The organism is Caulobacter sp. LARHSG274 (genome assembly GCF_052871235.1).
This window is the reverse complement of sequence record NZ_JBIXJO010000005.1, coordinates 1-17,546: the sequence shown is the minus strand read 5'-3', so window position 1 is coordinate 17,546 and position 17,546 is coordinate 1. Positions and strand designations below refer to the sequence as shown.

Genomic DNA, 17,546 nt, shown 5'->3' with positions numbered 1-17,546 from the left:
TCCCGTGGCAAAGCCGGGGCGAGGAGCAAGCCCATGCAGATCGCGGTCCTGACCTTCGACGGCTTCAACGAGCTGGACTCGTTCATCGCCGCGGCGATCCTCAACCGCCTGCGCGGCAAGGGCTGGCAGGCCCACATCACCGCGCCGACCGAGACCGTCGTCTCGATGAACGGCGTCACGGTGCGCCGCCAGCAGCCGATGGCGTTCGCCGCCGAGGCCGATGCGGTGATCATCGGCAGCGGGATCAGGACCCGCGAGGTCGTGGCCGATCCGGCCCTGCTGGCCCAGATCCGGCTCGACCCGGCGCGCCAGCTGATCGCCGCCCAGTGCTCGGGCACGCTGGTCCTGGCCAAGCTGGGCCTGGTGGCGGGCGTACCGGCCTGCACCGACCTGACCACCAAGCCCTGGGTGATCGAGGCCGGGGTCGAGGTGATCGACGCGCCGTTCTTCGCCCACGGCAATGTCGCCACCGCCGGCGGCTGCCTGGCCTCGCAATATATCGCCGCCTGGATGCTGCTGCGCGGCGCCGGCCGGGCCGAGGCCGAAGCGGCGATCCACTATGTCGCCCCGGTAGGGGAGAAGGACCAGTACGTGGCCCGGGCGATGGCGGTGGTGTCGCCGTTCGCCGCGCGCCAGGCGGCGCTGGCGGGGTAGGAGCCTTGGACTAGTGAGGCGTTCAGCGTGGTGCGCGCCGCCCGTGTCCTTCGGCCCAAGATCGTCAACTGTCCCCAGAGCCTAGGCTCAGCCTTCCAGGCACACCGCGACGCACCGCCGCGCCAGGGCCTCGGTCGCGTCGATGAACGGCACGGCCAGGTCGGCCGCGGCGAGGACCAGCGGAACCTCGGTGCAGCCGGCGACCACGACCTGAGCGCCCTTGCCGACCAGGCGGTGAGCCAGGGCGGCCATGGTCTGGCGCGAGGCCGGGCCCAGATCGCCGTGCTTGATGCGATAGAGCAGGGCCATGAACTCGACCTGCTCGTGGTCGTCCAGGGTGACCGCCTCGATCGCCTGGTGCGAGAAGGCCCGGCGATAGAGGGCCAGGGCCTCGCCGACGCCGAGCACCCCGACCCGCTCGGCGCTCTGCGCCCGGGCGGCCAGGCCGGCGGTCTCGATCAGGTCGACCAGGGGCAGGCCGCTGGCCCGGACGGCGTCGGCGTGGAGGTGGGCGGTGTTGCAGGCGATGGCCAGCACCTGGGCCCCGGCGTCGCGCAGTCCCGCCGCCATGGCCGCCAGGCCCGGCCCGGCCGCCTCATAGCCGCCGTCGCCGGCCGCCACCTGGGGATTGATGTCGACCAGCACCCGCAGGTGGTCCTGCTCGCGCGCCGCCGGGGTGGCGGCCTGCAGCTTGGCCAGGAAGTCCAGCGTCGCGGCCGGGCCCATGCCGCCGAGGACGCCGAGGACTTTCGGGGGATGGGCGTGGGTCATGGACGTTTCCTGCAAGGTCTTTTCCTGACTTGTTCGGCGACCGGGGCGACTTGGCAAGCGTGATCCGCGGGCGGCGTGAGATCGTCGGGTGTCCCCTGACGGCTCCTGGCGCGTTACACTGCCAGGCGGCCCTGAAAGCGACGCGTTGGCGGCGTCTGCTCGAGGCCTGGATGCGCAGAGGCCATGGCGATGAGCAAGCTTCGATCCTGGGGTGCGGTTCTGGGGGCGGCGACGGGAGTCCTGTCGGCGGGCGAGCCGGTGTTGGCCCAGGCCGACCTGCGGCTGCTGCGCGAGCAGAACCAGATCCTGCAGCAGCAGGACATCGCCCGCCAGAACGCCCTGGCCGCCCAGCGCGAGGCCGCCGCCGCCCGCGGCCGCTACGAGGCCCAGCAGGCCCTGCGGCCGCTCGACGCTGCGCCCCGGACCACGCCGGAGCCGCAGCTGCGGCCCTCGCAGCCGGTTCCGCCGCGCGGCCCGGCCGATCCGGGCTACAGCGCCCTGAACGAACGGCTGGACCGCCAGGTCGACGAGCGCCTGGCCGAAAGCAACGCGCGCTTGCGGGCCATCACCCCGGCCCGATAGGGTTCGCGCCTGATCCGGAAAGGTCGATCGCATGGAATGGGGTGGCGGGCGCCGCGAAGGCAATATCGAGGACCGGCGCGGCTCCGGCGGCGGCATCGGCGGAGTGGGCCTGGCCGGCGGCGGCATCGGGGCGGTGGTGCTGGCGGCGATCGGCTATTTCGTGTTCGGGATCGCGCCGGAGACCACCCTCAACGCCGTGCAGAATGCGCAGCAACCCGCCGTCCAGGAAGGCCAGCGCGGCCAGGTCTCCGACGAGCAGGGCCGGTTCGTCGACGTCATCGAGACCTCGAACACCGACGTCTGGGGCCCGCTGCTGGCCCAGCACGGGATCGACTACCGGCCGCCGGCGGCGGTGGTGCTGTACGACCAGGCGACCGGCACCGGCTGCGGGACCGGCCAGTCGGCGATGGGGCCGTTCTACTGTCCGGCCGACCACAAGGTCTATCTGGACCTCAGCTTCTGGAACGAGCTGGAAAGCCGGTTCGGGGCCAAGGGCGAGTTCGCCCGCGCCTATGTGATCAGCCACGAGATCGGCCATCACATCCAGACCCTGACCGGCGCCTCGGACCAGGCCCGGCGGCTGGGCGCGCGCGGGGCGACCAGCGGCTCGGTGCGGCTGGAGCTGCAGGCCGACTGCTATGCCGGGGTCTGGGCCAGCCATGCCGGCCAGGCCTCGAACGGCGGCATCCAGATCACCCGCGCCGACATCCAGGACGGCCTGGGCGCGGCTTCGGCGGTCGGCGACGACGCCCTGCAGGAACAGGCCCAGGGCCGGGTCATGCCCGACAGCTTCACCCACGGCACCAGCGCCCAGCGCATGCGCTGGTTCGGCAAGGGTTACGACGCCGGCGACCCGGAGGCCTGCGACACCTTCGGGGCGCGGACGCTGTAGGCAGCCCTCACTTGCCGAACAGGGCGGGGACCTCGCTGGCCGGGGCGGCCCGGCCCAGCAGGTAGCCCTGGGCCGCGTCGCAGCCCTGCTCGCGCAGCTGGGCCAACTGCTCGGCGGTCTCGACCCCCTCGCCGGTGGTGACCACGCCCAGGCTGGTTCCCAGGGCGGCGACGGCCTTGACGATGGCGGCGCAGGGGCCGGGCTCGGACAGGCCGGTGATGAAGGACGGGTCGATCTTGATCTTGTCGAAGGCGAACTGCCGCAGGCAGCCGAGCGACGAATAGCCCGAGCCGAAATCGTCCATGGCGATGCGCACGCCCAGGTCGCGCAGCCGGTGCAGGGTGGCCAGGGCCCGCTCGCCGTCGCTGCGCAGCACCGACTCGCTGACCTCCAGCTCCAGCCGTTCCGGGGCCAGGCCGGAAACCGCCAGGGCGCAGGCCACGGTGTCGATCAGGGTCCGGCTGCGGAACTGGGCCGGCGACAGGTTGACCGCCACCCGCACCGCCTGCGGCCAGCGGGCGGCGTCGGCGCAGGCCCGGCCGATCACCCATTCGTCGAGCGGGGCGATCAGGCCGGTCTCCTCGGCCAGGGCGATGAAGTCGGCGGCCGAGACCATGCCCTGGTCCGGACGGTTCCAGCGCAGCAGGGCTTCGAAGCCGACGATGGCTCCGGTCGTTGTGTCGACCTCCGGCTGGTAATGCAGTTCGAACCGCTCGTTCGTGACCGCCTCGCGCAGATCCTGCTCCAGCTTGCGGCGGGCCTCGGCCCGGGCGTCCATCCCGGCCTCGAAGAAGCAGGCGGTGGCCCGTCCCTGGGCCTTGGCGCGATAGAGGGCCAGGTCGGCGTTGACCAGCAGGGCGTCGGCCTCGTCGCCGTCGTCGGGGGCCATCGCCAGGCCGATGCTGGCCCCGATGGTGATGCGGTGGCCCTGGATCTCGAACGGCGACCCGACCGTCTCGATCAGCCGCCGGGCCAGGTCCTGGGCCTGCTTGCGGCCCTGCACCCCCGGCAGCAGCACCACGAACTCGTCGCCGCCCAGGCGGGCCACGGTGTCGCGCTCGCGGACGCAGGCCGCCAGCCGGCCGGTCACCGCCCGCAGCAACTGGTCGCCGATCGGATGGCCCAGGGTGTCGTTGACCTCCTTGAAGTGGTCGAGGTCGATGCACAGCACCGCCAGCGGATGGGTCCTGCGCGACCGGACCAGCGCCCGGTCCAGCCGCTCGCGCAGCAGGGTGCGGTTGGGCAGGCCGGTCAGCGGGTCGTGGCGGGCCAGGTGCCGGTCGGCGGCGGCGGCCAGGATCTCGGTGACGTCCTCGTGGCTGGCGACATAGCCGCCCTCGGGGATCGGGTTGTGGGTGATCTGGATCGTCCGGCCGTCCTGGAGCTGGATGTGCCGGTTGATCAGGTCGCCGCCCCTCTGCTCGGACTCGGCGACGATGTCGAGATAGGCCTCCCAGTCGACCGGGGCCGAGCCGTGGGCGATCCGGTGGTCGAAGATGTCCTGCAGCGGCGTGCCGGGGCGGGTCAGGTGCTCGGGCAGGGCGTAGAGCCGACGGTAGGCGGCGTTGCACAGGATCAGCCGGGTGTCGCTGTCAAACATGCACAGGCCGTGGGGCATGTTGCTGAGGGCGGCGTCGAAGCGGCGGTTCTGCTCGGCCAGGGCCAGTTCGGCCGCGGCCTGGCTGATCCGCTCCTGGATGCGGTCGGACGGGCGCGTCGCGGGTTCGGCCGGAGATCGGCGATCGTGGGCTTCGGGGGGCGATCCCGATCCCGAGCCCGATCCGAGGTCGTTTGGCCTCGGTCCTCGCATTTCCCCGACCTCTTATCTCTGTCTAGTCTCTGTCTAGGCGACGTCGGAGCTTTGACCCAATGATATCAACGACATCTTACCGTTGTGGAACCCTCGACGTGGCGAAACATCGCATGCTCTAGCTTTGCGCGATATAGCGGTGCGGCGTTGACGCCCACTCTTGACCCCGGCGACCATCGGCCTAGTGTCGCCTCGTTCACCGGGGGGCCGCTTCGCGCGGCTGAGATTGGGCGCAAGCCCTGACCCGTAGAACCTGATCCGGGTCATGCCGGCGAAGGGAGGGAACGCGGATGCGGCTCAGAAAAAGCCTGTCCGTAGACCGACTTAGCGCGACACGTCCGGGTCTCCTCAACGCCAGGAGCACCCGAAATGAACGTCCAACTGCCGATCAAAGACGCTATCGGCGCGATCCCCACCGGCGAACGCCCCGGATCGCGCAAGGTCTACCAGGCCGGTTCGCTGTTCCCCGACATCCGCGTGCCGTTCCGCGAGGTCGAGGTCCATCCCAGCGCCAACGAGCCGCCGGTCACCATCTATGACCCGTCGGGCCCCTATACCGACCCGCACGCCAAGATCGACATCGAGCAGGGCCTGGAGCGCTCGCGCGAGCCGTGGATCATCGCCCGCGGCGACTGCGAACCGGTGGCCAATCCGCGCGAGGTCAAGCCCGAGGACAACGGCTTCGCCCAGGGCAAGCACCTGGCCCCGCAGTTCACCGCCAAGCGGCCGATCTTCAAGGGCGCCCAGGGCAAGCTGGTCACCCAGCTGGAATACGCCCGCGCCGGGATCATTACCGCCGAGATGGAATATGTCGCCATCCGCGAGAACCTGCGCCGCGAGCAGGACCGCCCGTGCGTGCGCGACGGCGAGGACTTCGGCGCCAGCATCCCCGACTTCGTGACCCCCGAGTTCGTGCGCCAGGAAGTGGCCCGCGGCCGGGCCATCATCCCGGCCAACATCAACCACGGCGAGCTGGAGCCGATGGCGATCGGCCGTAACTTCCTGGTCAAGATCAACGCCAACATCGGCAATTCGGCCGTGCTCTCTACCGTCGCCGACGAGGTCGACAAGCTGGTCTGGGCCACGCGCTGGGGCGCCGACACGGTCATGGACCTGTCGACCGGCCGCAACATCCACAACATCCGCGACTGGATCATCCGCAACAGCCCGGTGCCGATCGGCACGGTGCCGATCTACCAGGCGCTGGAGAAGGTCAACGGCGTGGCCGAGGACCTGAACTGGGAGGTCTTCCGCGACACCCTGATCGAGCAGGCCGAGCAGGGGGTGGACTATTTCACCATCCATGCCGGCGTGCGTCTCCCGTTCGTCCCCCTGACCGCCAAGCGGGTCACCGGCATCGTCTCGCGCGGCGGCTCGATCATGGCCAAGTGGTGCCTGGCCCACCACAAGGAGAACTTCCTCTACGAGCGGTTCGAAGAGATCTGCGAGATCATGCGCGCCTATGACGTGTCGTTCTCGCTGGGCGACGGCCTGCGTCCCGGCTCGACCGCCGACGCCAATGACGAGGCCCAGTTCGCCGAGCTGCGCACCCTGGGCGAGCTGACCAAGGTGGCCTGGAAGCACGGCGTCCAGGTGATGATCGAAGGGCCGGGCCACGTGGCCATGCACAAGATCAAGGCCAACATGGACGAGCAGCTCAAGCACTGCCACGAGGCCCCCTTCTACACCTTGGGCCCGTTGACCACCGACATCGCCCCTGGCTACGACCACATCACCTCGGCGATCGGGGCGGCGATGATCGGCTGGTTCGGCACCGCCATGCTCTGCTACGTCACGCCCAAGGAGCACCTGGGCCTGCCCGACCGCGACGACGTCAAGACCGGCGTCATCACCTACAAGCTGGCCGCCCACGCCGCCGACCTCGCCAAGGGCCACCCCGGCGCGGCCATGTGGGACGACGCCATCAGCCGGGCGCGGTTCGAGTTCCGCTGGGAGGACCAGTTCAATCTCGGCCTCGACCCCGAGACCGCCCGGGCCTTCCACGACGAGACCCTGCCCAAGGAGGCCCACAAGACCGCCCACTTCTGCTCGATGTGCGGCCCCAAGTTCTGCTCGATGAAGATCAGCCAGGAGGTCCGCGAGTTCGCGGCCGGCATGGCCCCGAACTCGATCGAGGAGGGCATGGCGGCGATGAGCGACAAGTTCCGCGAACAGGGGTCGGAGATCTATCTGAAGACGGAGTAGGCGGCTCGATCACGGGCGGCGTCCCCGGCGGCGTCGCCCGTGATCACGCGGTGGTGAGAAGCCGCGGGCGGCGTTCGGGTATACGCTTTTTGGTAAGTGGCGTCAGAGATCACAACCAAGAGGACTACGCCCAATGGCCCCCGCCAAGCTTCGGCCCATCGTCGCCGACCACAAGAACGACCCTCAATGGATCATCGAGCTGTGGCTGGCGATCCATGGCGGCGATCCCGCCCCCAATCTCAAGGTGGTCAACAGGGCCGCGGCCGACATCGTCCGCGCCCTGGTTCCCCACCTGGAAACCGGCCAGCAGAAGGCCGTCGCCGCCGCGCTCAGCCACTGAGCCGGCCGCGGCGCCGACTATCGGCGCTTTTTTCCGCCATCCCTGTCGGAACGTCTCGCGTCCTGACGTCCTTGTCTCGTCAACAAGGCGAGGGACGCGATGTTCCCCGCAACGGGAGGAGAAGGCGCCATGTCCTATGTCGACGGTTTCGTGCTCGCGGTCCCCAAGGCCAATATCGACGCCTACAGGAAGATGGCCCAGCTGGGCGGCCAGGTGTGGATGGAGCACGGGGCCCTGTCCTATGTCGAATGCCTGGCCGACGACGTGCCCTATGGCGAGCTGACCTCGTTCCCGCGGGCGGTCCAGGCCACCGAGGACGAGACCGTGGTGTTCTCGTGGGTCACCTACAAGGACAAGGCCTCGCGGGACGAGATCATGGCCAAGGTCATGGCCGACGAACGCCTGAAGACCTACATGGCCGACATGCCGTTCGACGGCAAACGGATGATCTTCGGCGGCTTCGAGGCGTTCCTGGAGCTGTAGGATTGCTTCTGGGGTCTCCTTCTCCCGTAAGGGAGAAGGAGCGCCGGTCCTCAATAAAAGAACTTCTCCTCGACGATCTTGCCGTCGCGGACGGTGTAGACGCCGACCTCGTCCATGGTGACCCGCTCGCCGGTCGCCTTGGGCGTGACGTCCATTTTGAAGCCGACCGCGAACTGGTCGCCGTTGATGTAGGGGCCGGTGACCTCGACGGCGTGGACCTCGTGGTTGGCGACCCACCATTCGCCCTTGCCGCGGACGGCGGCCTTGCCGCTGACCCGGGCCATGTCGCCGGCCATGGCTTCGAGGCTGACGACGTCGTCGGCCCAGTATTTCTCGCCGGCCTCGTCGAACTTGCCGGCCTTGCACAGGGCGACGAGGTCGGCGGCGATGTCTTGCGTGCTCATGGGAGGCTCCTGAGGGGACATGGATGTCGGGGCGGAAAATCCTCCCGTCGGCGGCGGGGTGCAAGGCTTTTGTTCCATGAACGTTCCTGATCGCGCAGGTTGCTGACAGCGGTTGTCAGCAGAGACGCGGCCGCGGTTCGCGGCTAGTTTCGCGACATGACTCACGCTCCGTTCCCCGGCTTCGCCGCCGCCGACCTGGCCTTCCTCAGCGGCCTGGCCGCCCACAACGACCGCGACTGGTTCGCCGCCCATCGCTCGGTCTATGACGATCGCCTCAAGCCGACCCTGGCCGCCCTGATCTCGGCGCTGAACGCGGCCTTGGCGGCGCGCGACCTGCCGCTGGCCGGCGATCCGAAGAAGAGCCTGTTCCGCATCCACCGCGACGTGCGCTTCTCCAAGGACAAGCGGCCCTACAAGACCCATGTCTCGGCCACCCTGACCCGCGACGGCGGCAAGCTGTCGCCGGGCCTGGTCTATCTGCACATTGAGCCGGAGGGCGGCTCGCGGCCGGCCTTCGATCCGCAGAGCATCGATCCGCTCGACCCCTCGACCCTGCCCTCGGCCCAGGCGGCCGACGCGGGCTATGCCGGCGGCGGGCCGTTCGCCTCGGCGGGGTTCTACCTGACCGAGCGCCCGCACATCGACGCCTTCCGCCGGGCGATCGCCGCCGATCCCAAGGGCTGGGCGGCGGTCGAGAAGGCCCTGGCGGCCGAGGGCCTGGCCCTGACCGAGGGCGACTCGGTCAAGCGCCTGCCCAAAGGCTTCGAGGACCAGGCCGGCGGCCGGCTGGAGGCCGCCCTCAAGCGCACCCGCTGGCTGGTCCGCCGGCCGCTGACCGGAGCCGAGATCGGCGGGGCGCAGCTGCCGGAGATCATCGCCGACCTCGCCGCGGCCGCCCGGCCGTTGCTGGCCTTCGGGTGGAAGGCGCTGGGGTAGAGCCTATTCCGTCTCCCCGGCGAAGGCCGGGGTCCAGGTCTAGGGCTGCGTGTTTCGGATAGGCGTCCGACGCCACGGCTGAATCTGGGCCCCGGCCGGAGTTTATCCTGAGGCGCGCGCTCCGCGCGACCTGAGGGCCGGGGAGACGGGGTGAAAATTGATCCGACCTTCAATCATCCTGCCCTGAGCGGCGGTCACTTGGCCGGATAGGTCTTGGCCTCTTCGCCGGTCATCAGCTGGCCGGGCTGCTGCGGCGGCTTGCCGGCCCGGGCGTCGCGGATATAGGCCAGCTCGTTCTTGGCCCCGCCATGGTCGGGCTCCAGCTCCAGCGACGCCTTGTAGGCGGCCTCGGCCTCGTCCAGCCGGCCCAGCTCGATCAGGCAATAGCCGCGGGCCCGCAGCAACCGGGCGGGGCCATTGGGGTCCACGGGCCGGGCCAGCGGATCCTGCGGCGGTTGGGCGTCGTAGAAGGCCAGGGCCTCGGCGAAGCGGCGTTGCAGGGCCAGGGCCATGCCCTTCTCGGTGACCAGCATCAGGTTGTCGGGCTGGAAGGCCAGGCCGCGCTCCAGCCAGGTCAGGGCCTCCTGCGGCTGGCCCAGGCTGACCCCGCGCGAACCCAGCATCAGGGCCGCCACGCCATAAGTGTTGAAGGCCACGGCGACGCCCTTGCCCTCCCGGGCCTCCGGCGAGCCGGCGGCGGTCAGCAGCGCCGACAGCGTGTCAGTCATCGAGCCGCCGTTGAGGCGCACGATCGTCTGTCCGTCCGGGACCTTCTGCACCAGCGGCCAGGCGGCAGGCGCATGGGCGATCACCTGTTGCAGCGCCGTGACCGTGGCCGGGTCCAGCGGGCCCCGCGAAAAGGCCAGCATGGCCTTCTGCACCACCTCCCGATCCTGGGCCTCCTGTTTTTCGGCCGGCGTCGGCTGCGCGACCGTCGCCGGACGGGCCGGAGCGGCGGCGGTCTGGGCGGCCAGGGCCGGCGCGGCGCCGGTGAGCAGCAGGGCGGCGGCGAGAATGATCGGGCGCATGGCGGCGGTCTCCCGTGAAGCTTTTCGGGAGATTATGCTACATCCGTAATAATGCAATCGCCGCGCGTGCCTGCCGCGCGCTCGCGGCTAGCCCGCCGGCTTGTGATGGGCCACGAAGGTCGTGCCCTTGATCCGCACCAGGGGCAGGGTGCGCGACAGGGCGTTCAGCACCTTGAAGACGCCCGGCACCCGCGGCCCGACATAGTCGTGCCAGACCAGCCACCCGCCCGGCGCGAGCATGGCCAGGGCCTTCTGGGTGTCGCTGCGCACATAGCTTTCGGTATGGGCGCCGTCGACGAAGATCAGGTCGAAGGCTTCAAGATAGGCCGTCTCGTCGAACGCCTTGCTGTCGCCGAACAACTGCTCGATGCGCGGGGCCGCGTCCGTGCCGCTGTAGAGGAAGTCGGCGAAGGCCGATTCCCGGCGGGCCGAGGTCTGCAGGGCCTTGTCGTCGGTCTTCTCGTGGCGGCCGGAGTCCAGGTCGTCCGGGTGCAGGGTGATGGTGGTGATCCGCGCCTCGGGGGCGCTGCGGGCCATCAGATAGGTGGTCTTGCCGGTGGCGGTGCCGAATTCGAAGATCCGTCTCGCCGACTTGGCCAGGTTGCAGAGAATCCAGCTCTCCAGGTCGGAAATGCCGCCCTCGACATGGACCTGGGCGATGTGGGCGACCTCGGTGTCGCGCGACGGGCCAAAGCGGGTGAGGGCGAACAGCGGGTCGATCTCCTGGATCGGCCGCTGCGGGATCGGCGAGCCGGGCACCTTGCCCTTGGCGGCCATGACCTTGCGGTCGGCCGTACGCCAGAGTCCGAAGAACGCCGCCGCCAGCAGGGCGGCGAGGATGGCGAGCAGGGTCAAGCCGGGTTCTCCGTGAACAGATATCGGCGCGTTGCGGCGTCGCAAAAGTTCGCTTCAGTGGGCGATCGTCCGGCAAAGCGCAAGGGATGGCTGGCCAGCCGCGGGAGTCGGGCTAGGGTGGCGCCAGAAACGTCCTGGCGAGGTCGACGTGATACGGTTCCTGCTCAACATCCTGTGGTTCATCTGCGGCGGCTTCATCTCCGGCTGCCTGTGGCTGCTGGGCGGGGCGCTGCTGGCGATCACCATCGTCGGCCTGCCCTATACCGGCGCGGCCTGGCGCATCGCCGGCTTCGCCTTCTGGCCGTTCGGCAAGGAGATCGTCCCGCGCGAGATCGTCACCGGCCAGGGCGACCTGGGCACCGGCGGGCTGGGCTGCGTGCTCAACGTGATCTGGTTCCTGCTCGGCGGCTGGTACATCGCCCTGGCCCACCTGATCGCCGCCGTGGCCGAGGCGGTGACGATCATCGGCATCCCGTTCGCGATCAAGGACCTGCAGCTGGCCGTGGTCGCCCTGGCCCCGATCGGCCGGACGGTGGTGGTCAAGCGGTAGGTGTTAGAAGCCGGTGAACAGGCGGTCGAGGGCGCGGCGGATGTCGTCCTCATGGGCGGCGAGATCGGCGACCATGCGTCGAAGCGGGGCCTTTGGAATGTTGGCCAGTTCAGACATCGCGATGTGAAGGTCGCGGCCTTCGATGGTGACGGGAATGTCGAGGCCAAGAGACGTCGCGTCGACGACGATCGGGGCCACGACGACCGTTTCCAGCGGCAGATAGTGCGATTGAAGGACGATGACGAACGGTGCGAAAGCGCGTGACGCCGGCGACGGATTGGCGAACACTTGGAACTGCCGCATTCACCAGCGCCGCAGGTCTTCGCCAAATACACCGCGACGGGTGATCCGTTCATTGTAGGCCTTGATCGCCTCGGCGTTCTCTTCCGCCCAGCGGCGCGCGCGGTCCTCGGCGCCGGCCGGATCCACCTTCTGCAGGTGCAGCCGCAGCTGGGTCTCGCTCATCCCGACCACGGAGATTCCCAGCCGCTTGGCCTGAGCCAGCAGCTCCGGATCGACGCCGATGTCCAGTTCGACCTTGCCCATGGCTGGAGCCTAGCACGGCTTCCGGCGGCCTTGTAGCCGTCAGGCCTCGTCGTCCGGCGCCAGCAGCACGTCGAGGAAGGTCTGGCGGCGGTTGAGGAAGCTGCGGGTGACCTGGAAATGCTCGGTGTCCTCGTAGTCCACCCGTTCGAGGCCGCGCTCGGAAGCCTGGTAGATCCAGGCGTCGGGATAGCCCAGCAGGATCGGCGAATGGGTGGCGATGATGAATTGCGAGCGGGCCAGGACCAGCTCGTGCAGCCGGGCCAGGAACGACAACTGCCGCTGCGGCGACAGCGCCGCCTCCGGCTCGTCGAGGATGTAGAGGCCGTCGCCGCGGAAGCGGTTGTCGAACAGGGCGAAGAAGGCTTCGCCGTGCGACTGCTCGTGCAGGGGACGATCGCCATAGGCGCGGTGGATCGGCGGGCCGCCGGGGCCGGGTTCATCGTCCAGGCGCTCGATCTCTGTCTGGACGTTGAAGAAGCTTTCGGCGCGCAGGAAATAGCCGTCGTGCGGCCGGATATGCGAGCGCACCGCCCGCAGGTGCTGGTGAAGCCGCGAGTGCGAGGCGCGGCTGACGAAGTTGAAATTTCGTGACCCGCCCTCGGCGTTGAAGCCCCAGGCCACGGCCAGGGCCTCGATCAGGGTCGACTTGCCCGAGCCGTTCTCGCCGACCAGGAAGGTGACGCGCGGGTGGAAGGCCAGGACGTCGAGATCGCGCACGACCGGCAGGTTGAACGGATAGACCCCCGCGTCCCACCCCTCGCGCCGCTCGACCCGGGCCTCGATCCAGTAGGGACGGTCGAGGGCGGTCATGGGGCGTCCACCCCCAGCCATTCCAGGCCCCCCGGCAGGTCGAAGTCGGCGTAGTCGACCTGCAGAACGCGGCGGCGTCGCGGCGACGCGGCGCGATCGGAGGCGTGCAGGATCGGGGTGGCGTAGGCCCAGACGTCGCCGGCCTCGGCCAGGCAGTTGATCGCCGGATGTTCGGCCGCGCGGACCGCCGCGTCGTCCGCCGCCACGCGGCCCAGGCGATGCGAGCCCAGGGCCGCCCGCAAGGGGGCGTTGGCGGGCTCGACGGGGTCGAGATGGATACGCAGGGTGATCATCCGCGCCAGGATCTCGAACGGCGGGGCGACGTGCAAGACGCCATCCTTGGTCGACCAGGGTCCGAAGCCCGCCACCTCGACCCGACGGGCGACGGGCAGGGTGCGGTCCTGATGCCAGGCCACGGCCCAGTTGGCCTCGGCCGTCTTGTCGAACATCACCGCGCGGACTGGCCGGGCGGCGGGGGAGGTGAGGCGGGCGGCCAGGACGCCGATCGGGCCGGTCGTGGCCAGGATGGCGTCGAGCGCCTCGGCGCCGCGAAGCCGCGCGCCGGGACGGGCGCCAACGACCTGATCCGCCAGGTCGCGCAGCGCGGTGAGCTCGACGGCCGACAGCACGGCGGGGAAATGCGTGGCGCCGTCCCGGATGAAATCCAGCGATGTGCTCATCCGCGGCTCCGCCGCAGCACGTGGGTCCAGGGTCCGGAAGTGTCCGGCGAGAAACCCTGAGCCTGCCAGAACGGCGCGGCGGCGGGGGAGGCGGCGGCGTTGCAGGTCAGGAGGTCGACCTGGTCGAGGGCTTCCTGGATCAGGGCCGAGGCCAGGGTTCGCGCCAGGCCCTGGCGGCGAAAGGCTGGGCGAACGTAGAAGCGGCGCACGCGGCGGGCGGGTTCGGCGGCGGCGGGTTCGATCGACAGGCCGCCGACGCCCGCCAGGTCTCCGGCCAGCAGAGCGGCGAGCAGCGCCTCGCCGTCGCGGTCAAAGCGCTGGCCGCCGCTGGCCCAACTCTCGGCCAGCCGCGCCATATGGCCGACGCCCTCGCTCGCGGCGTCGGCGAGGAGGGCGTCGAAGCCGTCCGGCAGGTCGTCAGAGATCCGGATCAGCTGGATCAAGATCAGCCCGGCGAGATCATGTTCTCGGGCCGCACATACTGGTCGAACTCCTCGTTGGTCAGGTAGCCGCCGCCGACGGCCTCCTCGCGCAGGGTGGTGCCGTTCTTGTGCGCGGTCTTGGCGATCTTGGCGCAGGCGTCGTAGCCCAGCTTGCCGTTCAGGGCGGTGACCAGCATCAGGCTGTTCTCGACGCCCTTCTGAATGTTGTCGACGCGCGGCTCGATGCCGACCACGCAATTGTCGGTGAAGCTGATGGCGGCGTCGGCGACCAGGCGCACCGACTGCAGGAAGTTGTAGGCCATCACCGGGTTGAAGACGTTCAGCTCGAAATGGCCCTGGCTGCCGGCGAAGGTGACGGCGGCGTGGTTGCCGAACACCTGGACGCAGACCTGGGTGAGGGCCTCGCACTGGGTGGGGTTGACCTTGCCGGGCATGATCGACGAGCCTGGCTCGTTCTCCGGCAGGCTCAGCTCGCCCAGGCCGGCGCGCGGGCCGCTGCCGAGGAAGCGGATGTCGTTGGCGATCTTGAACAGGCTGGCGGCGACGGTATTGATCGCGCCGTGGCTGAAGACCATGGCGTCGTGGGCGGCCAGGGCCTCGAACTTGTTGGGGGCGGTGGTGAAGGGCAGGCCGGTGATGGCGGCGATCTGCTCGGCCACCTTCTCGGCGAAGCCGATGGGGGCGTTGAGGCCGGTGCCGACCGCGGTGCCGCCCTGGGCCAGCTGCATCAGCTTGGGCAGGGTCTGCTCGATGCGCTCGATGCCGTTGGCGATCTGCTGGGCGTAGCCGCCGAACTCCTGGCCCAGGGTCAGGGGGGTGGCGTCCTGGGTGTGGGTGCGGCCGATCTTGATGATCTTGGCCCAGGCGTCGGACTTGGCTTTCAGCGCCGTGTGCAGGTGGTTCAAGGCCGGCAGCAGGTCATGGACGATCTGCTCGGCGCAGGCCACGTGCATCGCCGTCGGATAGGTGTCGTTCGACGACTGGCTCATATTGACGTGGTCATTGGGGTGGACAGGCTTCTTGCTGCCCATCTCGCCGCCCAGCATCTCGATCGCCCGATTGGAGATCACCTCGTTGGCGTTCATGTTCGACTGGGTGCCCGAGCCGGTCTGCCAGACGACCAGCGGGAAGTGGGCGTCGAGCTTGCCTTCGATGACCTCGTTGGCCGCGGCGACGATGGTCTGGGCGATCTTCGGGTCCAGCTTGCCCAGGGCCAGGTTGGCCTCGGCGGCGGCGCGCTTGACGATGCCCAGGGCGCGGACGACGGGAAGCGGCTGCTTCTCCCAGCCGATCTTGAAATTGCCGAGCGAACGCTGGGCCTGGGCGCCCCAGTACTTGTCGGCCTCGACGGCGATCGGGCCAAAGGTGTCGGTCTCGGTGCGCGTGGCGGTCATGCGGCGGGTCTCCCGGAAAAACGGTCGAGCGGGGTCTAGACCCAAGGCGGGCGGAGGGCAACGCTCCCGGCTTGCGAACCACACCCGCGATGGGTACGACGGGAACAATCACGGAACGGAGCCGCCCATGAGTCCCCATATCGCCCTGCTGCGGGCCGTCAATGTCGGCGGCCGCAAGGTGCTGAAGGACGACCTGCTGGGCCTGGCCCAGGACCTGGGCTTCGCCGAGGCCAAGACCCTGCTGGCCAGCGGCAACTTGGTGCTGTGGGGCCAGGACGAGGGCGACGCCGCCCTGGAAAAGCGCCTGGAGGACGGGCTGGAAAAGCGCATGGGTCTGCGCACCGAGTTCTTCGTTCGCACCTCCGCCGAACTGAAGGCGATCATCGACGCCAATCCCTATCCCGACGCCGTCAGGAGCCACCCCAACCACCTGCTGGTCCACTTCATGAAGGCGCCGCTGCCGGACGGGGACGAGGCGACGCTGCGGGCGGCGATCACCGGTCCGGAGACCTTCAAGGTCGGAAGGCGCGAGCTCTATATCGACTATCCCGAAGACGTCGGCCACTCGATGCTCGACCGCGACTGGAAGAAGACCAAGCGGGCCCCGTGGGGTACGGCCCGCAACTGGAACACGGTGTTGAAGCTGGCGGCGATGGTCGGGCTCTGACTGAAGGCTCTTCGACCCAAATGTGATTGACAGCGCTGTCTTGCATGGCAGGTTCTCGCCAACGAAAAGGGGAGGCGGGCTATGGATTCGGCGAAGGCCAGCAGCGGACGGATCGTTGCGCTCGATGTTCTGCGGGGACTGGCCGTGGCGGGCATGATCCTGGTGACCAGCCCGGGGTCGTGGGACCGGGCCTACGCGCCGCTGAAGCACGCGGCCTGGCGCGGGTGGACGCCCGCCGACCTGGTGTTTCCGACCTTCCTGTTCTGCGTCGGCATGGCGATCGGCCTGTCGGTGCCGCGCCTGCGGGCCGGAGAGGGGGCGTCCGCCGCCCTGTGGCTCAAGATCGCCCGCCGCACGGCGCTGCTGATTGCGCTGGGCCTGGCGCTCAACGCCCTGCCGAGCTTCGACCTGGCCCATCTGCGCATTCCTGGGATTCTGCAGCGGATCGGCCTCTGCTATGCCCTGGCCAGCGCGATCTGCATCCTGCCCGCCAGGGCCCAGGCCGGCGGCGCGCTGCGCCTGAACCTCGGCGTCGTCGTCCTGGCCGCCCTGGCGCTGCTGGTCGGCTACTGGGCGCTGCTGACCTTCACGCCCGTGCCGGGGTTCGGCCCCGATCGCTGGGACTCGCAAGGGGCGCTGCCGGCCTTCATCGACCGGGCGGTCTTCACGATCCCCCACCTGTGGCCCTACGGCACGACCGAGGGCGTGGGGGTGACCTATGATCCGGAAGGCCTGCTCTCGACGCTTCCGGCCACGGTCAACGTGCTGCTGGGCGCCGTCGCGGCCGCGTTCCTGGCCCGGGCGGGCGAGGGCCGCGAGGGGCAGGGCCGAATTGTCGCCGCGCTGCTCGGCCTCGGCGCGGCCTTGATCGTCGTCGGCCTGGCGCTGGATCCGATCGTGCCGGTCAACAAGCGCATCTGGACGCCCAGCTTCGCCCTGTTCAGCAGCGGCGCGTCGCTGGTCGCCCTGATCGGGCTGCATCTCGTCCTGAAGGCCCGGGCGGCGCGGCGGGCGGCCTGGCCGCTGAAGGTGCTGGGCGGCAACGCCATCCTGGCCTTCGTGGCGTCGCAGGTCCTGGGCGCCTGCGCCGGGCTGACCGTGCAGCATCGCACCGGGGCTCCGGACCTGACTCCGCAGGGTTTCGGCTTCGAGACCGCCCAGCGGCTGACCGCCGATCCCTACCTCGCCTCGTTCCTCTGCGCCCTGGCGATCCTGGCCCTGATCATCGCCGCGATCGCGCCGCTGGACCGGCGCGGGATCCATCTGCGGCTCTAGAGCTCCGTTCCGACTGCGTCGGATCGGAGCTCTAGATCTTTGTTTTTACGCATTTTCTTCACGCGAACCGGAGTCCACTTCGCTCGAAAATGCTCTAGCAGGCCGTTGAAGAAGTCTGGCGCTGGGCGACGAAGTTGGCTTCGTCGCCGCCGTGGAAGCAGATTTGGCCCTTGAGGGAGCCATCGGATTGGAGTTCAGCCCATCCATCGCCCTGGGCCTCA

At 69.5% G+C, this 17,546-nt stretch carries 21 protein-coding genes and 1 riboswitch; of the genes, 10 read left to right on the top strand and 11 right to left on the bottom strand.

Going from position 1 to position 17,546, the window contains the following annotated elements; translation table 11 throughout:
• Nucleotides 1-33 precede the first annotated feature (33 nt).
• Nucleotides 34-654, top strand: coding sequence for a DJ-1/PfpI family protein (locus tag ACIPQB_RS11610; protein ID WP_446485388.1), 621 nt, complete (start codon nucleotides 34-36; stop codon nucleotides 652-654).
• 87 nt (nucleotides 655-741) lie between these two features.
• Here ACIPQB_RS11610 and ACIPQB_RS11605 read toward each other — a convergent pair whose 3' ends face one another.
• Nucleotides 742-1,425, bottom strand: a complete 684-nt coding sequence (locus tag ACIPQB_RS11605; protein ID WP_446485387.1) for an aspartate/glutamate racemase family protein — start codon at nucleotides 1,423-1,425, stop codon at nucleotides 742-744.
• 189 nt (nucleotides 1,426-1,614) lie between these two features.
• Here ACIPQB_RS11605 and ACIPQB_RS11600 point away from each other — a divergent pair, with 189 nt between their 5' ends.
• Nucleotides 1,615-2,007, top strand: a complete 393-nt coding sequence (locus tag ACIPQB_RS11600; protein ID WP_446485386.1) for a hypothetical protein — start codon at nucleotides 1,615-1,617, stop codon at nucleotides 2,005-2,007.
• 31 nt (nucleotides 2,008-2,038) lie between these two features.
• Nucleotides 2,039-2,899 carry a KPN_02809 family neutral zinc metallopeptidase gene (gene ypfJ / locus ACIPQB_RS11595; RefSeq protein WP_446485385.1) on the top strand — a complete coding sequence of 287 codons (861 nt, stop codon included), beginning with the start codon at nucleotides 2,039-2,041 and terminating at the stop codon, nucleotides 2,897-2,899.
• 7 nt (nucleotides 2,900-2,906) lie between these two features.
• Here ypfJ and ACIPQB_RS11590 read toward each other — a convergent pair whose 3' ends face one another.
• Nucleotides 2,907-4,709 carry a putative bifunctional diguanylate cyclase/phosphodiesterase gene (locus ACIPQB_RS11590; RefSeq protein WP_446485384.1) on the bottom strand — a complete coding sequence of 601 codons (1,803 nt, stop codon included), beginning with the start codon at nucleotides 4,707-4,709 and terminating at the stop codon, nucleotides 2,907-2,909.
• Between the two features lie 190 nt (nucleotides 4,710-4,899).
• Nucleotides 4,900-5,006: riboswitch (TPP riboswitch) on the top strand.
• A 72-nt stretch (nucleotides 5,007-5,078) separates the two neighbouring features.
• Here ACIPQB_RS11590 and thiC point away from each other — a divergent pair.
• The 3 genes from thiC to ACIPQB_RS11575 all read left to right on the top strand — a co-directional run bounded on the left by thiC (nucleotide 5,079) and on the right by ACIPQB_RS11575 (nucleotide 7,737).
• Entirely contained in the window at nucleotides 5,079-6,914 is a 1,836-nt protein-coding gene (gene thiC, locus ACIPQB_RS11585; RefSeq protein ID WP_446485383.1) for a phosphomethylpyrimidine synthase ThiC, read from the top strand.
• Nucleotides 6,915-7,047: 133 nt separating this feature from the next.
• A complete protein-coding gene (locus ACIPQB_RS11580) occupies nucleotides 7,048-7,254 on the top strand; it encodes a hypothetical protein (RefSeq protein ID WP_446485382.1) in 207 nt (68 codons plus the stop codon).
• Between the two features lie 129 nt (nucleotides 7,255-7,383).
• Nucleotides 7,384-7,737: a DUF1428 domain-containing protein gene (locus ACIPQB_RS11575; RefSeq protein ID WP_446485381.1), complete on the top strand. Its 354-nt coding sequence runs from the start codon at nucleotides 7,384-7,386 to the stop codon at nucleotides 7,735-7,737.
• A gap of 50 nt (nucleotides 7,738-7,787) precedes the next feature.
• On the opposite strand, the gene ACIPQB_RS11570 is transcribed toward ACIPQB_RS11575, so the two are convergent.
• The gene (locus ACIPQB_RS11570; protein ID WP_446485380.1) at nucleotides 7,788-8,141 is read right to left on the bottom strand and encodes a SnoaL-like domain-containing protein; all 354 of its coding nucleotides are present in this window, start codon (nucleotides 8,139-8,141) and stop codon (nucleotides 7,788-7,790) included.
• Nucleotides 8,142-8,297: 156 nt separating this feature from the next.
• Here ACIPQB_RS11570 and ACIPQB_RS11565 point away from each other — a divergent pair, with 156 nt between their 5' ends.
• The gene (locus ACIPQB_RS11565) at nucleotides 8,298-9,077 is read left to right on the top strand and encodes a DUF2461 domain-containing protein (protein WP_446485379.1); all 780 of its coding nucleotides are present in this window, start codon (nucleotides 8,298-8,300) and stop codon (nucleotides 9,075-9,077) included.
• Nucleotides 9,078-9,271: 194 nt separating this feature from the next.
• Here the strand turns inward: ACIPQB_RS11565 and ACIPQB_RS11560 are convergent, their stop codons facing one another.
• Nucleotides 9,272-10,105, bottom strand: coding sequence for a tetratricopeptide repeat protein (locus ACIPQB_RS11560; RefSeq protein WP_446485378.1), 834 nt, complete (start codon nucleotides 10,103-10,105; stop codon nucleotides 9,272-9,274).
• Nucleotides 10,106-10,192: 87 nt separating this feature from the next.
• Entirely contained in the window at nucleotides 10,193-10,960 is a 768-nt protein-coding gene (locus tag ACIPQB_RS11555) for an O-methyltransferase (protein WP_446485377.1), read from the bottom strand.
• A 148-nt stretch (nucleotides 10,961-11,108) separates the two neighbouring features.
• Between ACIPQB_RS11555 and ACIPQB_RS11550 the strand changes: the two genes are divergently transcribed.
• On the top strand, nucleotides 11,109-11,510 hold the full coding sequence (locus ACIPQB_RS11550) for a YccF domain-containing protein (protein WP_446485376.1): 402 nt from the start codon (nucleotides 11,109-11,111) through the stop codon (nucleotides 11,508-11,510).
• 3 nt (nucleotides 11,511-11,513) lie between these two features.
• Here the strand turns inward: ACIPQB_RS11550 and ACIPQB_RS11545 are convergent, their stop codons facing one another.
• From ACIPQB_RS11545 to fumC, 6 genes are read right to left on the bottom strand one after another with little or no spacing between them, the layout of a single operon-like run.
• Nucleotides 11,514-11,813 (bottom strand): CcdB family protein, encoded by a 300-nt coding sequence (locus ACIPQB_RS11545; RefSeq protein WP_446485375.1) that lies wholly within the window; start codon nucleotides 11,811-11,813, stop codon nucleotides 11,514-11,516.
• Nucleotides 11,814-12,056 carry a type II toxin-antitoxin system CcdA family antitoxin gene (locus ACIPQB_RS11540; protein WP_446485374.1) on the bottom strand — a complete coding sequence of 81 codons (243 nt, stop codon included), beginning with the start codon at nucleotides 12,054-12,056 and terminating at the stop codon, nucleotides 11,814-11,816.
• Nucleotides 12,057-12,095: 39 nt separating this feature from the next.
• Complete coding sequence (locus ACIPQB_RS11535) at nucleotides 12,096-12,866, bottom strand: AAA family ATPase (RefSeq protein WP_446485373.1); 771 nt, start codon at nucleotides 12,864-12,866, stop codon at nucleotides 12,096-12,098.
• On the bottom strand, nucleotides 12,863-13,546 hold the full coding sequence (locus ACIPQB_RS11530; RefSeq protein ID WP_446485372.1) for a phytanoyl-CoA dioxygenase family protein: 684 nt from the start codon (nucleotides 13,544-13,546) through the stop codon (nucleotides 12,863-12,865). The genes ACIPQB_RS11535 and ACIPQB_RS11530 overlap by 4 nt, the downstream gene beginning before the upstream one ends.
• Entirely contained in the window at nucleotides 13,543-13,989 is a 447-nt protein-coding gene (locus ACIPQB_RS11525; RefSeq protein WP_446485371.1) for a GNAT family N-acetyltransferase, read from the bottom strand. Before ACIPQB_RS11525 ends, ACIPQB_RS11530 begins: the two co-directional genes overlap by 4 nt.
• Before the next feature lie 2 nt (nucleotides 13,990-13,991).
• Nucleotides 13,992-15,383: a class II fumarate hydratase gene (fumC, locus tag ACIPQB_RS11520; protein WP_446485370.1), complete on the bottom strand. Its 1,392-nt coding sequence runs from the start codon at nucleotides 15,381-15,383 to the stop codon at nucleotides 13,992-13,994.
• A 127-nt stretch (nucleotides 15,384-15,510) separates the two neighbouring features.
• On the opposite strand from fumC, the gene ACIPQB_RS11515 reads away from it, so the two are divergent.
• Nucleotides 15,511-16,050 carry a DUF1697 domain-containing protein gene (locus ACIPQB_RS11515; protein WP_446485369.1) on the top strand — a complete coding sequence of 180 codons (540 nt, stop codon included), beginning with the start codon at nucleotides 15,511-15,513 and terminating at the stop codon, nucleotides 16,048-16,050.
• Nucleotides 16,051-16,131: 81 nt separating this feature from the next.
• Nucleotides 16,132-17,325, top strand: coding sequence for an acyltransferase family protein (locus tag ACIPQB_RS11510; protein WP_446485368.1), 1,194 nt, complete (start codon nucleotides 16,132-16,134; stop codon nucleotides 17,323-17,325).
• The last annotated feature ends 221 nt before the right edge of the window (nucleotides 17,326-17,546 follow it).

Excerpts from the sequence above, each read along its gene's own strand:
- ACIPQB_RS11565 (WP_446485379.1), top strand. The coding sequence starts at position 8,298 with ATGACTCACGCTCCGTTCCCCGGCTTCGCCGCCGCCGACCTGGCCTTC.
- ACIPQB_RS11545 (WP_446485375.1), bottom strand. The coding sequence starts at position 11,813 with ATGCGGCAGTTCCAAGTGTTCGCCAATCCGTCGCCGGCGTCACGCGCT.
- ACIPQB_RS11515 (WP_446485369.1), top strand. The coding sequence starts at position 15,511 with ATGAGTCCCCATATCGCCCTGCTGCGGGCCGTCAATGTCGGCGGCCGC.
- thiC (WP_446485383.1), top strand. The coding sequence starts at position 5,079 with ATGAACGTCCAACTGCCGATCAAAGACGCTATCGGCGCGATCCCCACC.
- ACIPQB_RS11600 (WP_446485386.1), top strand. The coding sequence starts at position 1,615 with ATGAGCAAGCTTCGATCCTGGGGTGCGGTTCTGGGGGCGGCGACGGGA.
- ACIPQB_RS11610 (WP_446485388.1), top strand. The coding sequence starts at position 34 with ATGCAGATCGCGGTCCTGACCTTCGACGGCTTCAACGAGCTGGACTCG.
- fumC (WP_446485370.1), bottom strand. The coding sequence starts at position 15,383 with ATGACCGCCACGCGCACCGAGACCGACACCTTTGGCCCGATCGCCGTC.
- ypfJ (WP_446485385.1), top strand. The coding sequence starts at position 2,039 with ATGGAATGGGGTGGCGGGCGCCGCGAAGGCAATATCGAGGACCGGCGC.
- ACIPQB_RS11560 (WP_446485378.1), bottom strand. The coding sequence starts at position 10,105 with ATGCGCCCGATCATTCTCGCCGCCGCCCTGCTGCTCACCGGCGCCGCG.
- ACIPQB_RS11510 (WP_446485368.1), top strand. The coding sequence starts at position 16,132 with ATGGATTCGGCGAAGGCCAGCAGCGGACGGATCGTTGCGCTCGATGTT.
- ACIPQB_RS11570 (WP_446485380.1), bottom strand. The coding sequence starts at position 8,141 with ATGAGCACGCAAGACATCGCCGCCGACCTCGTCGCCCTGTGCAAGGCC.
- ACIPQB_RS11535 (WP_446485373.1), bottom strand. The coding sequence starts at position 12,866 with ATGACCGCCCTCGACCGTCCCTACTGGATCGAGGCCCGGGTCGAGCGG.
- ACIPQB_RS11575 (WP_446485381.1), top strand. The coding sequence starts at position 7,384 with ATGTCCTATGTCGACGGTTTCGTGCTCGCGGTCCCCAAGGCCAATATC.
- ACIPQB_RS11580 (WP_446485382.1), top strand. The coding sequence starts at position 7,048 with ATGGCCCCCGCCAAGCTTCGGCCCATCGTCGCCGACCACAAGAACGAC.
- ACIPQB_RS11590 (WP_446485384.1), bottom strand. The coding sequence starts at position 4,709 with ATGCGAGGACCGAGGCCAAACGACCTCGGATCGGGCTCGGGATCGGGA.
- ACIPQB_RS11530 (WP_446485372.1), bottom strand. The coding sequence starts at position 13,546 with ATGAGCACATCGCTGGATTTCATCCGGGACGGCGCCACGCATTTCCCC.
- ACIPQB_RS11605 (WP_446485387.1), bottom strand. The coding sequence starts at position 1,425 with ATGACCCACGCCCATCCCCCGAAAGTCCTCGGCGTCCTCGGCGGCATG.
- ACIPQB_RS11540 (WP_446485374.1), bottom strand. The coding sequence starts at position 12,056 with ATGGGCAAGGTCGAACTGGACATCGGCGTCGATCCGGAGCTGCTGGCT.